Below are 16,104 nucleotides of genomic sequence, written 5' to 3'. Positions count from 1 at the left end.
CGGGCAAACTGGGAGGTCGAACATGAAATTCCACATAAAGACCTTTGGCTGTCAGATGAACGAAAACGACTCGGAAACGATGGCTGGTCTTCTCATGAAAGAGGGCTTCGCCCCCGCCTCCAGTCCAGAGGAGGCGGATGTGGTCATTATAAACACCTGCGCGGTGAGGAAAAAATCCGAGGAGAAGGCCTACAGTGAACTAGGACAGATCCTGAAACTGAAAAAGAAAAGAAATCTCGTCGTTGGCGTTGCGGGCTGTGTCGCAGAAAAAGAAAGAGAGAAACTCCTGGAGAGAGGAGCAGACTTCGTCCTTGGAACCCGTGCCATTCCGAAGGTGACAGAGGCTGTCAAAAAAGCACTTGAAGGAGAAAAGGTGGCGCTCTTTGAAGACCATCTGAACGAGTACACCCACGAACTTCCAAGGATAAGAACGAGTAGACACCACGCATGGATCACCATCATCCACGGTTGTGACAGGTTCTGTACCTACTGCATCGTTCCCTACACGCGTGGCAGGGAAAAAAGCAGACCCATGGAGGACATACTCGAAGAGGTGAAAGAACTCGCAAAACAGGGCTACCGTGAAGTCACCTTCCTCGGCCAGAACGTGGACGCCTACGGAAAAGATCTGAAGGATGGAACGTCTCTTGCAAGACTCCTCGAAGAAACTTCGAAGATCGAAGGAATAGAGCGAATCTGGTTTCTCACCTCCTATCCAACGGACTTTTCCGATGAACTCATAGAGGTGATCGCAAAAAATCCTAAAGTGGCAAAGTCCGTTCATCTTCCTGTTCAGTCTGGAAGCAACAGAATCCTGAAACTCATGAACAGAAGGTACACGAAAGAAGAATACCTTGCCCTCCTTGAAAAGATCAGATCCAAAGTTCCAGACGTTGCGATCAGCAGCGACATCATCGTGGGCTTTCCCACGGAAACGGAAGAAGACTTTATGGAGACGGTTGATCTTGTGGAAAAGGCACAGTTTGAACGACTGAACCTTGCCATTTACTCCCCACGCGAGGGAACGGTGGCGTGGAAATACTACAAAGACGACGTACCCTACGAAGAGAAAGTGAGAAGAATGCAGTTTCTCATGAACCTTCAAAAGAGGATCAACAGAAAACTCAACGAGCGATACAGGGGAAAGACGGTGCGCATCATCGTCGAGGCACAGGCGAAGAACGGCCTCTTCTACGGTCGAGACATCAGAAACAAGATCATAGCCTTTGAAGGTGAAGAGTGGATGATAGGACGCTTTGCGGACGTGAAAGTGGAGAAGATCACTGCAGGGCCCCTCTACGGAAAGGTGGTCTGGGTTGAAAAGACTCCTTCTTCCGTTTCTTCTTCTGAGTGAAGTCCTTCTTTCACAGGTCTACTTCAGCACGGTGGATGACCTTTCTTTTCTTGTCGTCTCACACCTGGCGTCTGCAAGTGAGGTGACGATCGTTGCCTACTCGATCGACCCGAACTACCTCGGCCTGAAGAGACCCAGGATGGCCACAGAAGTTCCTGTAGAAGGTGCCTTCGTTCACATCTCAGATGGGCTTCTTCACTCGAAGTTCATCGTACTCGACCACGAAACGGTGATCTTCGGCTCTGCGAACTTCAACAGGTCGAGTCTTGAAGAACATCTGAACAACCTCATCGTGTTTCACTCGAAAGAGATAGCGAACTTCTTCGAGAAGATATACGACTGGCTCGTTTTTGGGAGAAAACCACAGATTCAACTCAGAACAAAAGAAGGAGAATTCTTCCTCATACCAGCGATTGACGGTGAAAAAATCGTTCTCGACACCCTCTGGAAGGCAAAAAGGTACGTTCTTCTTTGCAGTTACGCCTTTACGGACGAAGACGTCTTCGCCACACTGAAGTTTCTCTCCTCCCGTGGAGTGAAGATCTACATCATCACGGACGAGTGGTTCGAGTCCTCAAGACTCAGGGAACTTCCCCTTGAAACCTTCCACGTTCTCGAAGTGAAAGAGCCTCTCATGCACCACAAGTTTCTGATCGTTGATGGGAAGGTCCTGATCACGGGATCTGCCAACTTCACAGAGAGCGGGTTTCACAGAAATGTGGAGGTGATGTTCAAAACGAGTAACAGAGAGTACGTAGAATCTTTCGAGGAAGAGTTCAACAGAATCTGGAGGGGATACTTTGTACAGGGTGTTCGTTTTTGACCTGGACGGAACGCTCTTCAACGACAACCTGGAGATCTCAGAAAAAGACAAAGCGGCCATCGAGAAGATCTCAAAAAAGTGCCACGTTGTCTTTGCAAGCGGAAGAATGCTCGTTTCCACACTGAACGTGGAGAAAAGATACTTCAAAAGAACCTTTCCCACGATCGCCTACAACGGTGCGATGGTTTATCTCCCAGACGAGGGAGTCGTTCTGAACGAGAAGATCCCACCTGAGGTGGCAAAGAAGGTTGTGGAGTACATAAAGTCGTTCAACGTTCACTGGCAAGCCTACATAGATGATGTTCTCTACTCTGAAAAGGATAACGAGGAGATAAGAAGTTACGCAAAACACTCCAGTGTTGACTATCGTGTTGAACCGAATCTTTTTGATCTCGTCTCAAAGGTGGGAACGACGAAGATTCTTCTCATCGACACTCCAGAAAGACTCGACGAACTGAAAGAGATCCTCTCTGAAAGGTTCAAAGATGTGGTGAAGGTCTTCAAGTCTTTTCCGACGTACCTTGAGATCGTTCCAAAGAACGTGGACAAGGGAAAGGCACTGAGGTTTTTGAGGGAGAGGATGAACTGGAAAAAGGAAGAGATCGTCGTTTTCGGTGACAACGAGAACGACCTGTTCATGTTCGAAGAAGCCGGCCTTCGTGTTGCAATGGGAAACGCCATAGAAAAGGTGAAGGAGGCATCGGACATTGTCACGCTCACTAACAACGATTCTGGTGTGTCTCACGTTCTTGAGCGCATTTCCACAGATTGTTTTGATGAATGAGATATCAGAGAGTGCCAGTGGTTTTGTAGCGGCGAACGTTCCTCTTCAGAACATCTTGAAGGGCATCTCCCTTCTTTGTCTTGGAAGTTCTGGAAATCTGAATCTTTCAAGGGATGTGGGAATCGCCGTGGGAAAGATCCTGAAAGAAAAGGGGGTTTCTTACTACGTCTTTGGAAGTTTCGATGTTTTGAGAAGAATAGATCCCGATCCCCTTCTGAAGGTTTCCACCTCCCCATACATCACCGCACAGATTCTCTCCCTTCTTGCAGAAGGCCTCTCCATAGCCGGTGTCGTTCCTGTCTTCAACGCAGCAGGGCCTGTCAACGATCAGGTTATCATTTCTCTTGTCACAAGAAAGGCCACCTACCCTGTGATGGTAGAAAACATGGAAAAGTACGAGTATCTGAAAAAACTCGGCTACACCACAACACTCGTCATTGACACGGAAGGAAACGTTCTTGTGGGAAGACCGTTGAAATTCTCCTGGTTCTACGAAAAAGAGATAGACTACGAGGGTCTTAGAAGGAAAGTTCTGGAAAGTTCCGTGGTCCTTCTGGATAAAGATAAAAAGAAAATCAGCGTGAACGATCCGTGGGGTGGCGGGGTGCTTGTCTTCTCGGATGAAGAGTGGCTTTTAAAGATCGCTCAAGACGTTCTGAACGGAAAGAGAAATCCCACAGGAAGAGTGCCCTAGATCACATTTTTCCGGCAAGTTCTCTCAGAAAGTTTTTGAATCTTTCTATTTCCTCTTCGAAGCGCTCGTAAACATCGCCTGCTTTTTCCAGAAGAGGTTTCATCCTCTCCCATTCCAGAAGATAACCGTACACGTTTCTGAAAACATGTCTGAATCTCAGATATTCGTCCAGCATTTCTTTGAGACTTTTTGAAATCACGGCAGGGCGAAGCCCCGGTATCTCGAGCGTCATTTTGTTCAGTAACCTCCTGTGCCAGTTATAACTGTCCAGCCTCACTCCGTTCATCTCCGAAGATATCAGTTCAAAAATATCTTCTATGATCGTGTAGAAATCATGAAGAAGGCTACCGAGCGCCCTCAAGATGAACTGATCTGGTTCTTTATCCGAAAATTCCCTCTTTTTCTCTTCTATCTCTTTTACAACCACATTGAGAGCGTTTAAAAGATCATCTATCTCCGCTATCAGTGAGAGAATCTGTTCTCCCTTCAATCTCCATTCCCTCCCTTTCGATCAGGTTCCTGAGAAACGCTGGACATCCTTCAAGATCGATCAGATCTATCTCGAACTCAGAGAGCCTGTTGATCTCAGAGAGCACCCTGAAGTACGCTTCTTTCGGAAGGCCTTCCACCGCAAGATCGATATCGGATCGCTCAGTGAACTCTTCTGCCCCTCTCAAATACTTCGCAAGAGAGCCAAAAAGAACCACCCTTTTTACACCGTACTTTTCTCTCAGCACACTGGTGACCTTCTTTGCCTCTTCAAGAGCCCTCTGAGCCAGCAATTTCATCTTTTCCTCTTCTTTCTTTTTTCTCTCTACCCAGGCCCTTATGTACTCTTCGTACATCTTTTCTCCTCCACAAGACACACAGCCCAGGCAGAGATCCCTTTCCCTTCTCCTTCAAATCCCAGCGTGTTTCCGCTCTTGAACTTCACGTTCACGTGGGTTGTTTTCAACACATTTTTCAGGTTCTTCACTATCTCTTCTCTGTAGGAAGAAAGTTTCACAACAGATACCATCACCGTCGCGTCCACGTTGACCACACTGAACCCTCTCTCCTCCAGAATCTTCACTGTTCTTTTCAGAAGATCCAGGCTGTTTGCGTCTTTGTATTCTTTTGTCTCCGGAAACCACGCTCCTATGTCACCAAAACCGCTTGCACCAAAAAGAGCGTCTATGATCGCATGTGAGAGAACATCTCCGTCGGAATGCCCGAGGCTTCCAACGGGGGAGTCTATCTCCACCCCCGCAAGGACCAGCCTTCTTCCCTCAACGAGTGGATGTCTGTCGTATCCAAAGCCAACGAACATGGGATCACTCTCCGCGATAATGTAATTTCTCCCAGTAAACCTCTCTTTTTTCCACCACGTCCCTTACCTGTCTTTCTCTGGTGTTCAGATTTCCCGTTTTTCCCGTCTTGACTTCAACAAACACTATCCTTCTCAAGTTTCCTTCACTCAGACCATCGAAGACCACAAAATCCACTGGAGTTCCTATAAATCTTGCATCTTTTGGATTGTATCTGAATTCCGGGAAGAAAGGTATCAGGTGCTCTGTAACCTGACCCATTATCACACTTTTGCTTTTGCTGATAGCATCCTCTCTGATCCTTCTCTCCTCTTCCATCTTCCACTCCTGAAACTTCACTTCGTATTCTCTTTTCAAATTTGCCTCAAGAACTCTTCTCTGAAGTTCCCACTCGCTCTTCTTCCACTCCTCAAACATTTTCATAGCGTTGCTCTCAATTTTTCCCCTGAGTTCCTGGATCTCGCGTGACATTTTCAGAAGGTTCCTTGTCAGGATAAAAACAACGATGATGAGAATTACGATGATCAAAACCGTCATGTAAATCCCCCCACTCACATATTCTACATGTTAAAATCCCAAAGGGTGACCACAATGAAAGAAAGCCTCATCGGTTTCATAAAAGAAAAAATAAAAGAATACAACTACAGAGGAGCCGTCGTTGGTGTGAGCGGTGGGGTGGATTCTACCGTTGTTCTTTCACTGTGTGTTCAGGCGCTGGGAAAAGACAGAGTCTTTGCGCTCGTTCTCCCTGAGAGAGACTCCTCGAAAGATTCGGTGAAGGATGCCATAGATCTCTGTGAAACACTCGGGGTCGAGTACAGAAAAAGATCGATCACACCCATTTTGAGAAAGATCGGTGTCTACAAACTTTTTCCTCCAAAACTTTTCTTTCCAGAGTCTGTGGTGAAAAGATACGTTATGAACAGATGGAACACACTCTCAAAAGATCCCTTCCTCGATGATCTCAAAAACGACGGATCTGAAGAGTTTTTAAAGGGCCTTGCCTACTACAGAATAAAGCACAGGGTCAGAATGTGTCTTCTCTACTTTGAAGCAGAAAAGAGGGGATACGCCGTTGTGGGAACAACGAACAAAACAGAGTACCTGACAGGCCTGTACGTGAAATGGGGAGACGAGGCAGTCGATATAGAACCCATCATGCACCTGTACAAAACCCAGGTGTTTGAGCTAGCAAAAGAGCTGAACGTTCCAGAAAAGATCCTGAAGAACCCTCCCTCCCCAGATCTCATCCCCGGTGTCACAGACGAGATGGCGTTTGGCATGAGCTACATGGAACTCGACCGTATTCTGATGAAGCTCGAAAAAAATGAGGACCTCTCAGATGAAGATCCTGAGAAAGTAGAGAGGGTGAGAAAGATACTGGAGCTTTCAGAGAAATACAGAAGAAAAATTCCGATCACCTTTGATAGAATATGAACAGAACACACCAGGGAGGGAAAGACGTGGAAGAAAAAGAACTCACACTCTCAGACATTCTTTTGATGTTCAAAAGAAGATCGAAACTTTTCTGGATCGTTCTTGTTCTTACAGTCTTTGCAACGGGTGTTTATCTTCTGCTTGCAACACCTCAGTACGAAGCCTCCGCGAAGGTGAAAGTCTCAACACAGAAAGGAATGAGCCTTGGTCTTTCCATCGAAGGACTTCTTGGAGGACTATCTAGTCTTTTCGGTTCGGGTGGAAGTGCCATCGAAGATGAAATCGAGATCATGCTCTCTCGAAGAAACATCGTGGCCGTGATCGACGAACTCGATCTTGTCCACAAACTCCTCGACGAAAAGGACATAGAAAAGGCAAAAGAGAACGGTCTCACAGAGAGCGAATTGAAACTCTCCCTCTACAACTACATGGTGGAAAAACTGATAACGGTGGAACCGGTGAAGAATTCAAACATACTGGAAGTCAAGTTCACTTGGCGTGATCCGAAACTTGCCGCCGAGGTGGCAAACAGAATCGTCGAAAATTATGTCAAGATAAGTGAAAGCATCGCAAAGACACAACTTGGTGCAAAAAAAGCGTTCCTTGAAGAGCAAATTCCAAAGGTAGAACAGGAATTAAAAGAAGCAGAGAGCAAACTCAAGGTCTTCAAAGAACAGAACAAGATATACTCTGTTGAAGCTCAAATGGAAGCCCTGATAGAGCGTTACTCTTCTCTTCTACAAAAGATGGAAGAATCCAGAATCGCCATGGAGGCTGCACAGAAACAGTTTGAGTTCTTCTCAAAAGAACTCAAAGATCTCGATATCGAAATCGAACAGATCAGAGACAGCATCACCTTCGATCCGATCATTTCCCAACTCAAAAACAGACTGATCAACATTCAGATAGAACTTGCCGGTCTCATGGAGCGTTACACAGAGACAAACCCGGCGGTGGTACAGAAGAAGGCAGAGCTTGAGGAAACTCAAAAACAACTCAAAACTGAACTCGAAAGACTCCTCACCTCCCAAGTGAAAAAAACAGGGCATCCCATATACGAAGAAGCCCTGAGCAATCTCATAAAGGCAGAATCTGAAAGGATCCTCTACCAGACCCAGTACGAAGCCTTCAAGAAGCTCTACGAAGATCTGGACAAAGAACTTTCCAAGCTTCCAGAACTTGAGCAGAAACTGATAGAACTTGAAAGAGACTACAAGGTAAAAGAAACGATCTACACTACACTTCTTCAAGCAAAATACGAGTCTCTCATCTCTGAAGCCGCCATCACTGCCAACGCGAACGTCATAGACTGGGCGGTACCACCTTTGAGCCCGACAAAACCCAACAAGAAACTCACACTCGCGATTGGAGGTGTTCTCGGAATCTTCCTTGGGATCCTCGCCGTTTTCTTTGCCGAGCTCTCAGACAGAAGGATCAAGTCTGAAAGTGAGGCAGAATACTTCCTTGGCCTGGAAAAAATCGTTGCAAGAGTTCCACTAACACAGAACGAAGAGGTGATAGAAAAAGCCCTTGGAATTTCCGCTGTGAAATCAGGAAAAGTCCTCTTCATCACAGCCCTCGAAGATGGTGCAGGAGTGAGCACAGTCGCGAGATACATGGCAAAGCTGCTCTCAAAAAAAGAAAAGGTGTTACTCCTTACAGAAGAAAAAGTGGAGGGCGCTTTCGACAGAAAAGACATTTTCGACCTTCTGAAAAATCCCGACGTTCTCGAAGAACTGAAAGAGCGCTACGACAGGATTGTAATAGACGCTCCATCGCTGAAAAGAACACCGGAATTTCTTCCGATAGCAGAAAAAAGCGACACAGTCTACATCGTTGTCAGACTCGAACACACCCTCGCTGAAGACTTGAAGATGCTTCACTCACTGAAGAAGATAGACGGTTTCATCTTGAACGGACTGACAAAAAAGAATTCAACGTATGTGAGATAAAAGGCGGCATTAAGCCGCCTTTTTTATTGATTAAGCCATGATTCTAAAAATTCGTCCCATTGAGTGTCGGTTGAAAAGGAAAGTGTCTGATAATCCGGCTGGTAGTCCAAATAACAATCCATGCTTTCTGGCATGAAGATACTGATGGGAAAAGAAAGTGTTTGACCGGCTATTTCACCGTAAGAATAAACGACAACAGAGCTCAGATCTGGAGTAAGAGTGATTTTTGATGAGACCCATTTATCTATGAAATCTCCAAGATCGATGAGTACAGGACCATTGATATCTTCGTAAACTTTCACAGTATTGGCATAAACCTCATCAACTTTCGTCAGATTATTTTCCAAATCGTAGGTGAATGTATCCAGTTCCTGTACGAATCTTTCCAACTGCGAGGTGTCATACACCGAAAGACTCAATCCAATCTGGCGGTAAGAGTCATACGGAGAATAATACTCCCTGTAACTATCAACTATCATCCTTGCCACGTCCAGTGGTGTGTTACCTGGCGCTATCTCACCAAGAAAGGAGTAGTCCCAACCTTTACCTGGCTCGTTGAAACTCGATGCCACGATGTAATCTGCTGTGTTTCTGAGTTCGTATATCACCTCGAGAGATCCCATGAGGCACGCGTCAAACCCGAGGATGTCGAGTTTTCTTCCAGAAAGGGCGTTTTCAAGGGCTTTTCTCAGGTCTGCTACAGCAATTGCCGTTCCCTGAGATTCATCGACTCCGATCGACTTCGTTGAGATGTAATATGAATCACCGATCCACGCACTCCCGTGATCCCAGATCACAAGAGCGTAATGATCAGCATCAAACTGGTTGAGAATCGTCTCGAGCCAGGCTTCCAGATTTATATATGATCCACTGTTGAAATCTATTCCCACCGTTCCGGCAACAGCCTGCCAGTTTCCACTCTCATCGAGCACCAGTATCCCATCTCCGATTTCTGCCCCATCGTAGACAACGACTACAGAAACGCTTTCACTTGCATTTTGCATTTCAGAGAGATCGTCCGTAGAATAGTAATAAAGATTGTTGTCTGCTGCCATCCACACGATGAAAAGCCATTCTGGTCTCGTGAAATTTACATAGAAAGACCTGCTCACACCACCCACCATCGCTGTGAATGTGTAAGTTTTCTCCATTGGGGAGAAAAAACCTATTTTTGCAACACCGTTTGTGTCGGTGGTTGCTTCTCCAAGGAAAGCACCATTCACATAGAAGGAAACATCTGTGCCTGAGACGGGAAGACTGTACTCGTCAAGCACCTGAACGTCCACAAAAGCGTACCTTCCAGCAATGTGCGTTTCACCACCCGCCACTATTGTGGAAGGTGTGGACGTTTGCGTGTAGATCTCCGGCACACATCCAGAAAGAAAAAGAGCAGACATCACAATCAAAAGAAGATATCTCAATTTTCTCCTTCCCTTCAAAAACCAAATTCAACCCCAAGACCTGCAAGAAATTCATCACCTGAGAAAAAAAGAGAAAAATTTATGTGCCTGACTTTTCCCCTCAAACTTGCCCCGAAAACTGTTTTCGTTTCTCCCTCCTCCATCGTCGGATACTCCGTGTACAGCGTGTTTGGTCCTTTCACAAGGTAGAAAAGATCCGTTTCAAGACAGAAGTTTTCCTTGAAAAGATCAAAAGACACGTTCAAAAGCCTTGAGTCTGGCCCGAAAGCAAAACCGATCGGATAGTCAACGATCGTTCTTGAAGATGGTAGATTTGTAAGATAAACGATCCTGTTGTTGAACTTCAGGTACGGAAGAAACGTGTTGTAGACAAACCTTGTGGCAAGGGCGTACTCCACACCAAAGACACCATTCAAAGGTCCGATGGAAAACGCCTTCCTCAATCCAACGTTGAACGCATAGGCCGTTGGTTTTGACTCATTTTCCGTTGTTCCCACAAGATCGTCGAGTGCGAACTCCCCGTGAAGCTCAAAACCCTTCTCTGGAACCCAGGAGAAATCCAAAGAGGCCATCGAGTTCGTGTAACCTTCGTTGTAGTTGTTGTGCCAGATTGAAAAGGGACTCACAACAAAAAGATCAGGGTATTTTCCACCGATCATCGTGAGCTCTCCCACGCCGAGCCTTAGACTTTCTGCAAGATGAAAGTCCAATCGGTGTGCTGCCAGGGTCTTCACCTTTTCTGTGTAAGGAGAAAGAGGATCCGCGTTGACCGGAACAAAAGTGCTCTGTTTTTCCCACTCGCTCTTTGTCAAAACCGGATTGATCGAGACAAGATGGAATGTGTACTGCATTTTCCCTTTCGTAGAAAACGTAAAATGATTAAAATAAGGACTCACATCCGATATGGCAACGGGAAATTCAGAGCTTCCCCATCTGATCTTCGACCTTCCAGCGATCAGATAAAAAGAGTCACCATCGTACACCCCGTAAGCGGTATAGGGAAAGTTCGAGTCGGGGCTTGCTAATTCCTTCCACAAGGGAGGGATGTTATTCAGAGATTCTGTGTAAAAATAGTTGTAGTTGTTGTTGAAAGGAATCTCGGTGTAGAATGAAAGATCTTCCACGTTTCCTTCCACAAGAACATTCAAAAGTGGTGGGGTGTTCTCGTACAGGTAGAAATTCTCCCAGGGAGGATCGGAGAGAACAAACCAGCCCGTTTTCGTTTTCCCTTCGAAGTCCCCAAAATAAAAAACAGGCGAAATCTCAAGAGAAATTTTGTTTTCTTTCTCACCAGATGGCACAGGAAGAACCCCAGGTAGTGCCTTCCCCTTTTCAAGATACTCGTGGACAAACTGCGGTGACAGCTTTGTGGTGAGGGACTCTGAGAAAAAAAGACAGGAAAGAAAAAGAAGGAAAAAAACGAGACTTTTTTTCATGAGCATCCCCCTCACAGTTCGATGCCGAGCGTTTCAGCTAGAACCTCTTTCAACCTGGATGGCTCTTCAAGATGAACCACTTTGAACCCCAGTCTTCTTGCTGCCTCCACGTTCTCTTTCAAGTCATCTATGAAAAGACTCTCTTTCGGCACGATCCCGTATCTTCTGATCAGTTCAAGATAGATCTCCTTTTCTGGCTTTATAAAACCAACGTGTGAAGAGATCACCATCCCATCGAAAAAGTCGAAGAAATCGTACTTTTTCCTCACCATCTCAAAGTAAATCCGCCCGTAGTTCGAAAGAATGTAAAGCTTGAAGTCTTTTTTCTTCAAAACGGGAACGACTTTCACGTTCTCTTCGATGGGCTTTAGAAGCTGTGGAACCTCTCTTTCTAGTCTTTCAATGTACTCTCTGTACTCAGAAAGTTCTTTCTTTTTCTTCTCCCAGAGCTTGTTCTCTAAAAGAACCCCCCTGTCCATCTTCTTCCAGTCCTCGTGTCTGAAGATCTCCCTTTCGAGGACCTGCGCCACTTCCTCTGGGAAGGACTCCACAAGGTACTCACACGGTCTCCAATCGATCAAAACCCCTCCGAGGTCGAAGACGATGTTTTCTATCTTTTCAGAATGCAACTTCGGCCTTCACCTCCGCTCCGATTCCATTCAAACTGCTCCACCAGATGCTCAAACTCCCACCGAACTCTCCATAGAAAGTACCAAGAGAAGCCTTCAGCGTGTGTTCTTCTGTGAGATCTCCGATGAGCCATTTCGTATCTGGTGGCATCTCTTCTCCATGCCATGGTGTCTCTGGTGTTCTGTCTCCATAGACAAGATAGTGGTACATCACATCGAGCGTGCACCATCCAAGGAACCTTCTCACACCAAGTTTCAGGGAGAATGAGTTCTCACCGTACTTGTATCCGATCATCCTCTCTTCGATCTCTCCCGTGTCAAAATAGGTGTACTCGTAGGGAAGATCCTCTGCCGTCCTTTCGAACGTGTACGCGCTCGCTCCTGAGACTTCCCCATAGAATTTCCATGTACCAGTTCTGTACTCTCCTCCAAGAAGAAGGGCGATCTTGTCCGGATTCAGGTAGCTTCCTGTTCCAAGAAGCCTGTTCAGACTCATGTCGTCTATCAAAGCTTCGAAATAAACCCTTCCTGAGCCGAAGTTGAACTCGACCCATCCTCCCATGAGGGCGTTTGCGTTTTTGCTTTCATCCCTCCAGGGCGCACCTTCCTGGAACTGCCATATCTCCTGTATGGCGATCGTTGGAAGCGGAACGAAAAAGTAGTACGGGTTGAACACCTCGTTCAGATACACCACGGCATCCTCGTAGGCGATCTTCAACAGTCCAAGATCGAACACAACCGTTCTGTAGTTGAAACTCTTCTCATCGTTTATGTTGAGCCAGAGAGATTCCACATACCAGTTGTCCTTCGAGTACTTCAAAGAAACACCGGGAAAGCCGTAAAAGCGTGAGTTATCATCAAGAAAGAGTTTGTCGATCCCTGGGCCTCTTTCTTCGTTGAGGATACCCGCTTTCATCTCAAAAGGCCCGATCTTTCCAGAAATGAACGCTTCTGGAAAGTAGTAGAACTCCACAAACTTTTTGAGTTCGTCTATGATCCCCGTGTGAACGATTCCATAGCCTTTCCCTACACCAACTTCGAAGTTGAAGCGCCAATTTTCATCCAGAAACAGACTCTCCTGTAACTTTCCAGTCCACCTGAACCCGTTCTCGTAGAACAGGTCAAAAGAGACCCTTCCGGCAGCAAGGAAGACCGCCGGAAGGAGAAAAATCAGAAAGAAACTCTTCCTCACATTACCACCCCATCACGTCTTTGACGTTTTTGACTGTGTTGAATATGGTGTTCACTATAGAGAGTGCCTCCGTCACCTGTATGAGTGGGTTGTCTGGAACGAAGACTACGTCACCCGGTGAAACACTCGGGTTCACTCCGCCTCCCTTTCCAGATAGCACCCCGGACAGATCGCAGACTGTCACCTCTCCCTGAGGACCACCTTTGAAGAGAAAGGTCCTGTTTGTCGCCGCCCTGTCTGTGAATCCACCTGCCCTCATCACCACATCGAACACGGTCGAGTACTTGTCCACCTTCACAATACCCGGATTTCTCACGTTTCCAAGAACGTACACGTAATTTGTCTCAACGGGCGGAACGTACACCACGTCACCTGGCTCCACCTTCACGTTCTGAACCTCTTCTATGTTGGTGAAGTCGTAGGTGAACTCTTTTTCTCCCCTTCTCAGGACCACTTTCGTTCTCAGAGCCCAGTTGCTCAGGCCCCCTGCCTGTGCGATCAGTTTCAGAAGGGTTACGTCTCCTTTGAGCTCGTAAGCTCCTGGACGTGCCACCTCTCCGACCACGTAGGCAAAGTTTTCTGTCTCAAGCGGAACAAAGACCACACTGCCGCTTTCAAGGACGGGGCCACCTGTTTCTATCACGTCCTCGTAGTTCACCTCTTTCTTTTCTCCGTCTGGTTTCACAACGACGATTCTCTCAGAGCCTGTGCTCTTCACACCGCCGACTTTTCCAAGAACGCTTCTCAGAGTAGGAGTCTCTTCGTCTTCGAAGGTGACGAGCGTGTTCGTGATCCCTTCACCAAAGACGTACACGTGGGTTTTCTCTCTGTACCTCACAAAGACAAGATCTCCATCTTCGAGTTCGAAGGAGCTTGCCTGCTCTTTTGGAACGGTGATCTCATGGCCGTCTCGCAGAACCGTTATGTTTCCTGCCTCAAAGAGCGCGTCCTCTCTGTATCCTCCTGCCTTCACGATCGCCCTGTCAAGAAGTGGCGCTTCGTCCACCTCGAACATAACCATTTGAGGTGCTCTCACAAAGCCGTCCACGTAGACTCTGATCGACTCTTTCAGATCAATCTCAACGACCGCACCGTCTTCGAGCGGAACATCTACAAGTTCGTCGAACTGTTGAACCCTTCCATCTTCGATCACCTTCAAACCTGAAACGTACTTTCTCTGAACCTTCCCAAACCTTGCAAGTGCCTTCTCCAGTGTGATGTCCTCGTCTTTTGCAAAGTCAACGTAGCCGTACACGTCACCGGTGAAGTAGATCCTCTTTGTCTGAACCGTTCTCACAAGGACCGTGTCGCCCTTTTCGAGGGGAACGTCCTCTGTAAGTATCTTCTTCGGATCGAAGGTCATCTCCTTTCCATTCCTCAAAAGAGAAAGACCCTTTATCAGAGAAAAGTCCTCGATTCCGTACTTTTTAAGGGCGGTCGAGAGCGTGAAGGGCTCTTCCTTCTCAAAACTCATCTTTCCGTTCCTTGAGACGTTGTCTCCCACCATGTAGACGAACCTGTCGGTGTACCTCTCCACGTAGACGAACACGCCATCTTCAAGAGCGATGTCTTCTTTCACGATCTCATCTGTGAAGTATTCCTTTCCTTCCACCTTCACGGACACGACCTGGCTCTCATCGACAAAGCCACCCGCTTTTGCTATGAGGTTTCTCAGGGTGAACGCTTCGCTCTTTCCGAAGGTGTAAAGCCCCGGATTTCTCACGTATCCTAGGATGTAAGCTTTTTTCGGAATGAACTCTTTCACGTTCACAACATCTCCGGGCTTTACAGAAAAGTCCAGTCTGTCCGGAGAGAGTGTGATCACACTGGCCTCTCTTGTCACGACGATGCTTTCGACCTCTTCCAGAGTCCCTTTGATACCCCCTGCCATGGAGAGGAGCTTTTCCAGTGTCACGTTTTCTTTCGGAGAGATCTCATAGACTCCAGGCCTTGAAACATACCCGGAAACGTAGACTTCTGTCTTTTCGAACTTCTTTATCTCAACCACATCGCCGACTTTTATTTCGATGTTTTCGTCCAGAACGTCCGGGTCGTACTCAAGCGTTCTTCCATCTCTTGTGATGAGAACTTTCTCGATGAACCTTTTGTCGATGGAAAGACCCCCGGCCTTTGCCACAAGGTTTTTGAGTGTGAGGGACTCTTCTTTAGAAAACGTGTACATTCCTGGCCTTGCAACTGCTCCCACAATGTAGGCAAACCTTTCATCTAACTTTTGAACGTGCACCGTGTCACCGGGTTTCAGAGGGACGTTTTTCTGATAGATCTCCTTCTCTGAAACCTCAAGCGTTTCTTTTCCAGATAGAACGACGATCCTTCCAGAACTTTCCTGTGTTGTACCGCCGGCCACCGCAAGAAGATCAACAAGGGTCATTCCCTTTTTGAAGGGATAAATCCCGGGTTTTGCTACGGCCCCCACGATCTTCACAAAGTCCGTGTAGGACTTTTCTGGCAGTATGACCTGGTCGTTTTCCTGGAGCACGATGTCCTTCTCCGGTATCTCTCCCCACAGAAGAGAAGAAAGATCGAGCGTGTAGACTTTTCCGTTTCTTACCACCTTCACCGAGGAAAGATCGACAGAAGAAAGATCGACTGTGCTGTTGAGAAGAGAAAGAAGTTTTGAGACGGTGAGATCTTCCATTCCCATGTCCACGGCCCTGTTCACAACACCTGAGATGTAGACGCTTCTCGGTGCGATTTTAAGAAGAGACACGACAACTTTTGGCTCAGAAAAACTGAAAGAGAGTTTCTCTTCCAGAAGCTTCATCACCTCTTCAACATTGAGACCTTCTACCTTCACCCGTCCCACGTAGGGAAAGGTGATCGCACCCTCGATGTCGACGGTGCAGTCTCTTGTGAGGTCTGGATACCCCACAACCTCGACCCTCAAAACATCTCCCTTTCTGATGCTGTAGGAAAGAAGAAGTGCCGCCATCAGAAGGAACGCTGCAAACAGAACCTTCTTCATCGAATTCCCTCCTTCTCTCTTTTCTGAAAAGATTATACTCCAGAACGGACAAAATTGGCACAGATAGATCGTTCGCCATGCTACTTTTA

15 protein-coding genes are annotated in these 16,104 nt (G+C 46.8%); 6 read left to right on the top strand and 9 right to left on the bottom strand.

Annotated elements, in window-relative coordinates; genetic code table 11:
• Positions 1–22: 22 nt before the first annotated feature.
• The 4 genes from miaB to AS006_RS04035 are packed head-to-tail and all read left to right on the top strand — an operon-like array spanning position 23 to position 3,655.
• A complete protein-coding gene (gene miaB / locus AS006_RS04050; protein ID WP_101513074.1) occupies positions 23–1,354 on the top strand; it encodes a tRNA (N6-isopentenyl adenosine(37)-C2)-methylthiotransferase MiaB in 1,332 nt (443 codons plus the stop codon).
• A complete protein-coding gene (locus tag AS006_RS04045; RefSeq protein ID WP_101513073.1) occupies positions 1,317–2,177 on the top strand; it encodes a phospholipase D-like domain-containing protein in 861 nt (286 codons plus the stop codon). Before miaB ends, AS006_RS04045 begins: the two co-directional genes overlap by 38 nt.
• Positions 2,155–2,961, top strand: coding sequence for a Cof-type HAD-IIB family hydrolase (locus AS006_RS04040; RefSeq protein WP_101513072.1), 807 nt, complete (start codon positions 2,155–2,157; stop codon positions 2,959–2,961). Before AS006_RS04045 ends, AS006_RS04040 begins: the two co-directional genes overlap by 23 nt.
• Complete coding sequence (locus AS006_RS04035) at positions 2,954–3,655, top strand: hypothetical protein (RefSeq protein WP_233185632.1); 702 nt, start codon at positions 2,954–2,956, stop codon at positions 3,653–3,655. The genes AS006_RS04040 and AS006_RS04035 overlap by 8 nt, the downstream gene beginning before the upstream one ends.
• Position 3,656: 1 nt before the next feature.
• Here AS006_RS04035 and AS006_RS04030 read toward each other — a convergent pair whose 3' ends face one another.
• From AS006_RS04030 to AS006_RS04015, 4 genes are read right to left on the bottom strand one after another with little or no spacing between them, the layout of a single operon-like run.
• Positions 3,657–4,145 carry a hypothetical protein gene (locus AS006_RS04030; protein WP_101513070.1) on the bottom strand — a complete coding sequence of 163 codons (489 nt, stop codon included), beginning with the start codon at positions 4,143–4,145 and terminating at the stop codon, positions 3,657–3,659.
• Positions 4,102–4,500, bottom strand: coding sequence for a nucleotidyltransferase family protein (locus AS006_RS04025; protein ID WP_101513069.1), 399 nt, complete (start codon positions 4,498–4,500; stop codon positions 4,102–4,104). Before AS006_RS04025 ends, AS006_RS04030 begins: the two co-directional genes overlap by 44 nt.
• Entirely contained in the window at positions 4,482–4,964 is a 483-nt protein-coding gene (gene ispF, locus AS006_RS04020) for a 2-C-methyl-D-erythritol 2,4-cyclodiphosphate synthase (protein WP_101513068.1), read from the bottom strand. The genes AS006_RS04025 and ispF overlap by 19 nt, the downstream gene beginning before the upstream one ends.
• A gap of 4 nt (positions 4,965–4,968) precedes the next feature.
• On the bottom strand, positions 4,969–5,499 hold the full coding sequence (locus tag AS006_RS04015; RefSeq protein ID WP_101513067.1) for a Holliday junction resolvase-like protein: 531 nt from the start codon (positions 5,497–5,499) through the stop codon (positions 4,969–4,971).
• A 54-nt stretch (positions 5,500–5,553) separates the two neighbouring features.
• On the opposite strand from AS006_RS04015, the gene nadE reads away from it, so the two are divergent.
• Complete coding sequence (nadE, locus tag AS006_RS04010; RefSeq protein WP_101513066.1) at positions 5,554–6,399, top strand: NAD(+) synthase; 846 nt, start codon at positions 5,554–5,556, stop codon at positions 6,397–6,399.
• 26 nt (positions 6,400–6,425) lie between these two features.
• Positions 6,426–8,351, top strand: a complete 1,926-nt coding sequence (locus AS006_RS04005; protein ID WP_101513065.1) for an exopolysaccharide transport family protein — start codon at positions 6,426–6,428, stop codon at positions 8,349–8,351.
• A 23-nt stretch (positions 8,352–8,374) separates the two neighbouring features.
• Here the strand turns inward: AS006_RS04005 and AS006_RS04000 are convergent, their stop codons facing one another.
• From AS006_RS04000 to AS006_RS03975, 5 genes are read right to left on the bottom strand one after another with little or no spacing between them, the layout of a single operon-like run.
• Positions 8,375–9,772, bottom strand: a complete 1,398-nt coding sequence (locus tag AS006_RS04000) for a clostripain-related cysteine peptidase (RefSeq protein WP_101513331.1) — start codon at positions 9,770–9,772, stop codon at positions 8,375–8,377.
• 14 nt (positions 9,773–9,786) lie between these two features.
• A complete protein-coding gene (locus AS006_RS09505; RefSeq protein ID WP_233185631.1) occupies positions 9,787–11,208 on the bottom strand; it encodes a hypothetical protein in 1,422 nt (473 codons plus the stop codon).
• A gap of 11 nt (positions 11,209–11,219) precedes the next feature.
• Entirely contained in the window at positions 11,220–11,837 is a 618-nt protein-coding gene (locus AS006_RS03985; protein ID WP_199167359.1) for an HAD family phosphatase, read from the bottom strand.
• Complete coding sequence (locus tag AS006_RS03980; protein WP_101513063.1) at positions 11,827–13,029, bottom strand: hypothetical protein; 1,203 nt, start codon at positions 13,027–13,029, stop codon at positions 11,827–11,829. Before AS006_RS03980 ends, AS006_RS03985 begins: the two co-directional genes overlap by 11 nt.
• A 1-nt stretch (position 13,030) precedes the next feature.
• The gene (locus AS006_RS03975; RefSeq protein ID WP_101513062.1) at positions 13,031–16,015 is read right to left on the bottom strand and encodes an SLBB domain-containing protein; all 2,985 of its coding nucleotides are present in this window, start codon (positions 16,013–16,015) and stop codon (positions 13,031–13,033) included.
• Positions 16,016–16,104 lie beyond the last annotated feature (89 nt).

Origin of the sequence: Thermotoga sp. SG1, from assembly GCF_002865985.1 — a bacterium.
In the GTDB taxonomy this organism is placed as follows: Bacteria; Thermotogota; Thermotogae; order Thermotogales; family Thermotogaceae; genus Thermotoga.
This window is presented reverse-complemented; position numbering and strand designations above follow the sequence as displayed.

What these genes read in the sequence shown, in the direction of transcription:
- miaB (WP_101513074.1), top strand. Translation starts at nt 23, where the DNA reads ATGAAATTCCACATAAAGACCTTTGGCTGTCAGATGAACGAAAACGAC.
- AS006_RS04035 (WP_233185632.1), top strand. Translation starts at nt 2,954, where the DNA reads ATGAATGAGATATCAGAGAGTGCCAGTGGTTTTGTAGCGGCGAACGTT.
- AS006_RS04025 (WP_101513069.1), bottom strand. Translation starts at nt 4,500, where the DNA reads ATGTACGAAGAGTACATAAGGGCCTGGGTAGAGAGAAAAAAGAAAGAA.
- ispF (WP_101513068.1), bottom strand. Translation starts at nt 4,964, where the DNA reads ATGTTCGTTGGCTTTGGATACGACAGACATCCACTCGTTGAGGGAAGA.
- AS006_RS04015 (WP_101513067.1), bottom strand. Translation starts at nt 5,499, where the DNA reads ATGACGGTTTTGATCATCGTAATTCTCATCATCGTTGTTTTTATCCTG.
- nadE (WP_101513066.1), top strand. Translation starts at nt 5,554, where the DNA reads ATGAAAGAAAGCCTCATCGGTTTCATAAAAGAAAAAATAAAAGAATAC.
- AS006_RS09505 (WP_233185631.1), bottom strand. Translation starts at nt 11,208, where the DNA reads ATGAAAAAAAGTCTCGTTTTTTTCCTTCTTTTTCTTTCCTGTCTTTTT.
- AS006_RS03975 (WP_101513062.1), bottom strand. Translation starts at nt 16,015, where the DNA reads ATGAAGAAGGTTCTGTTTGCAGCGTTCCTTCTGATGGCGGCACTTCTT.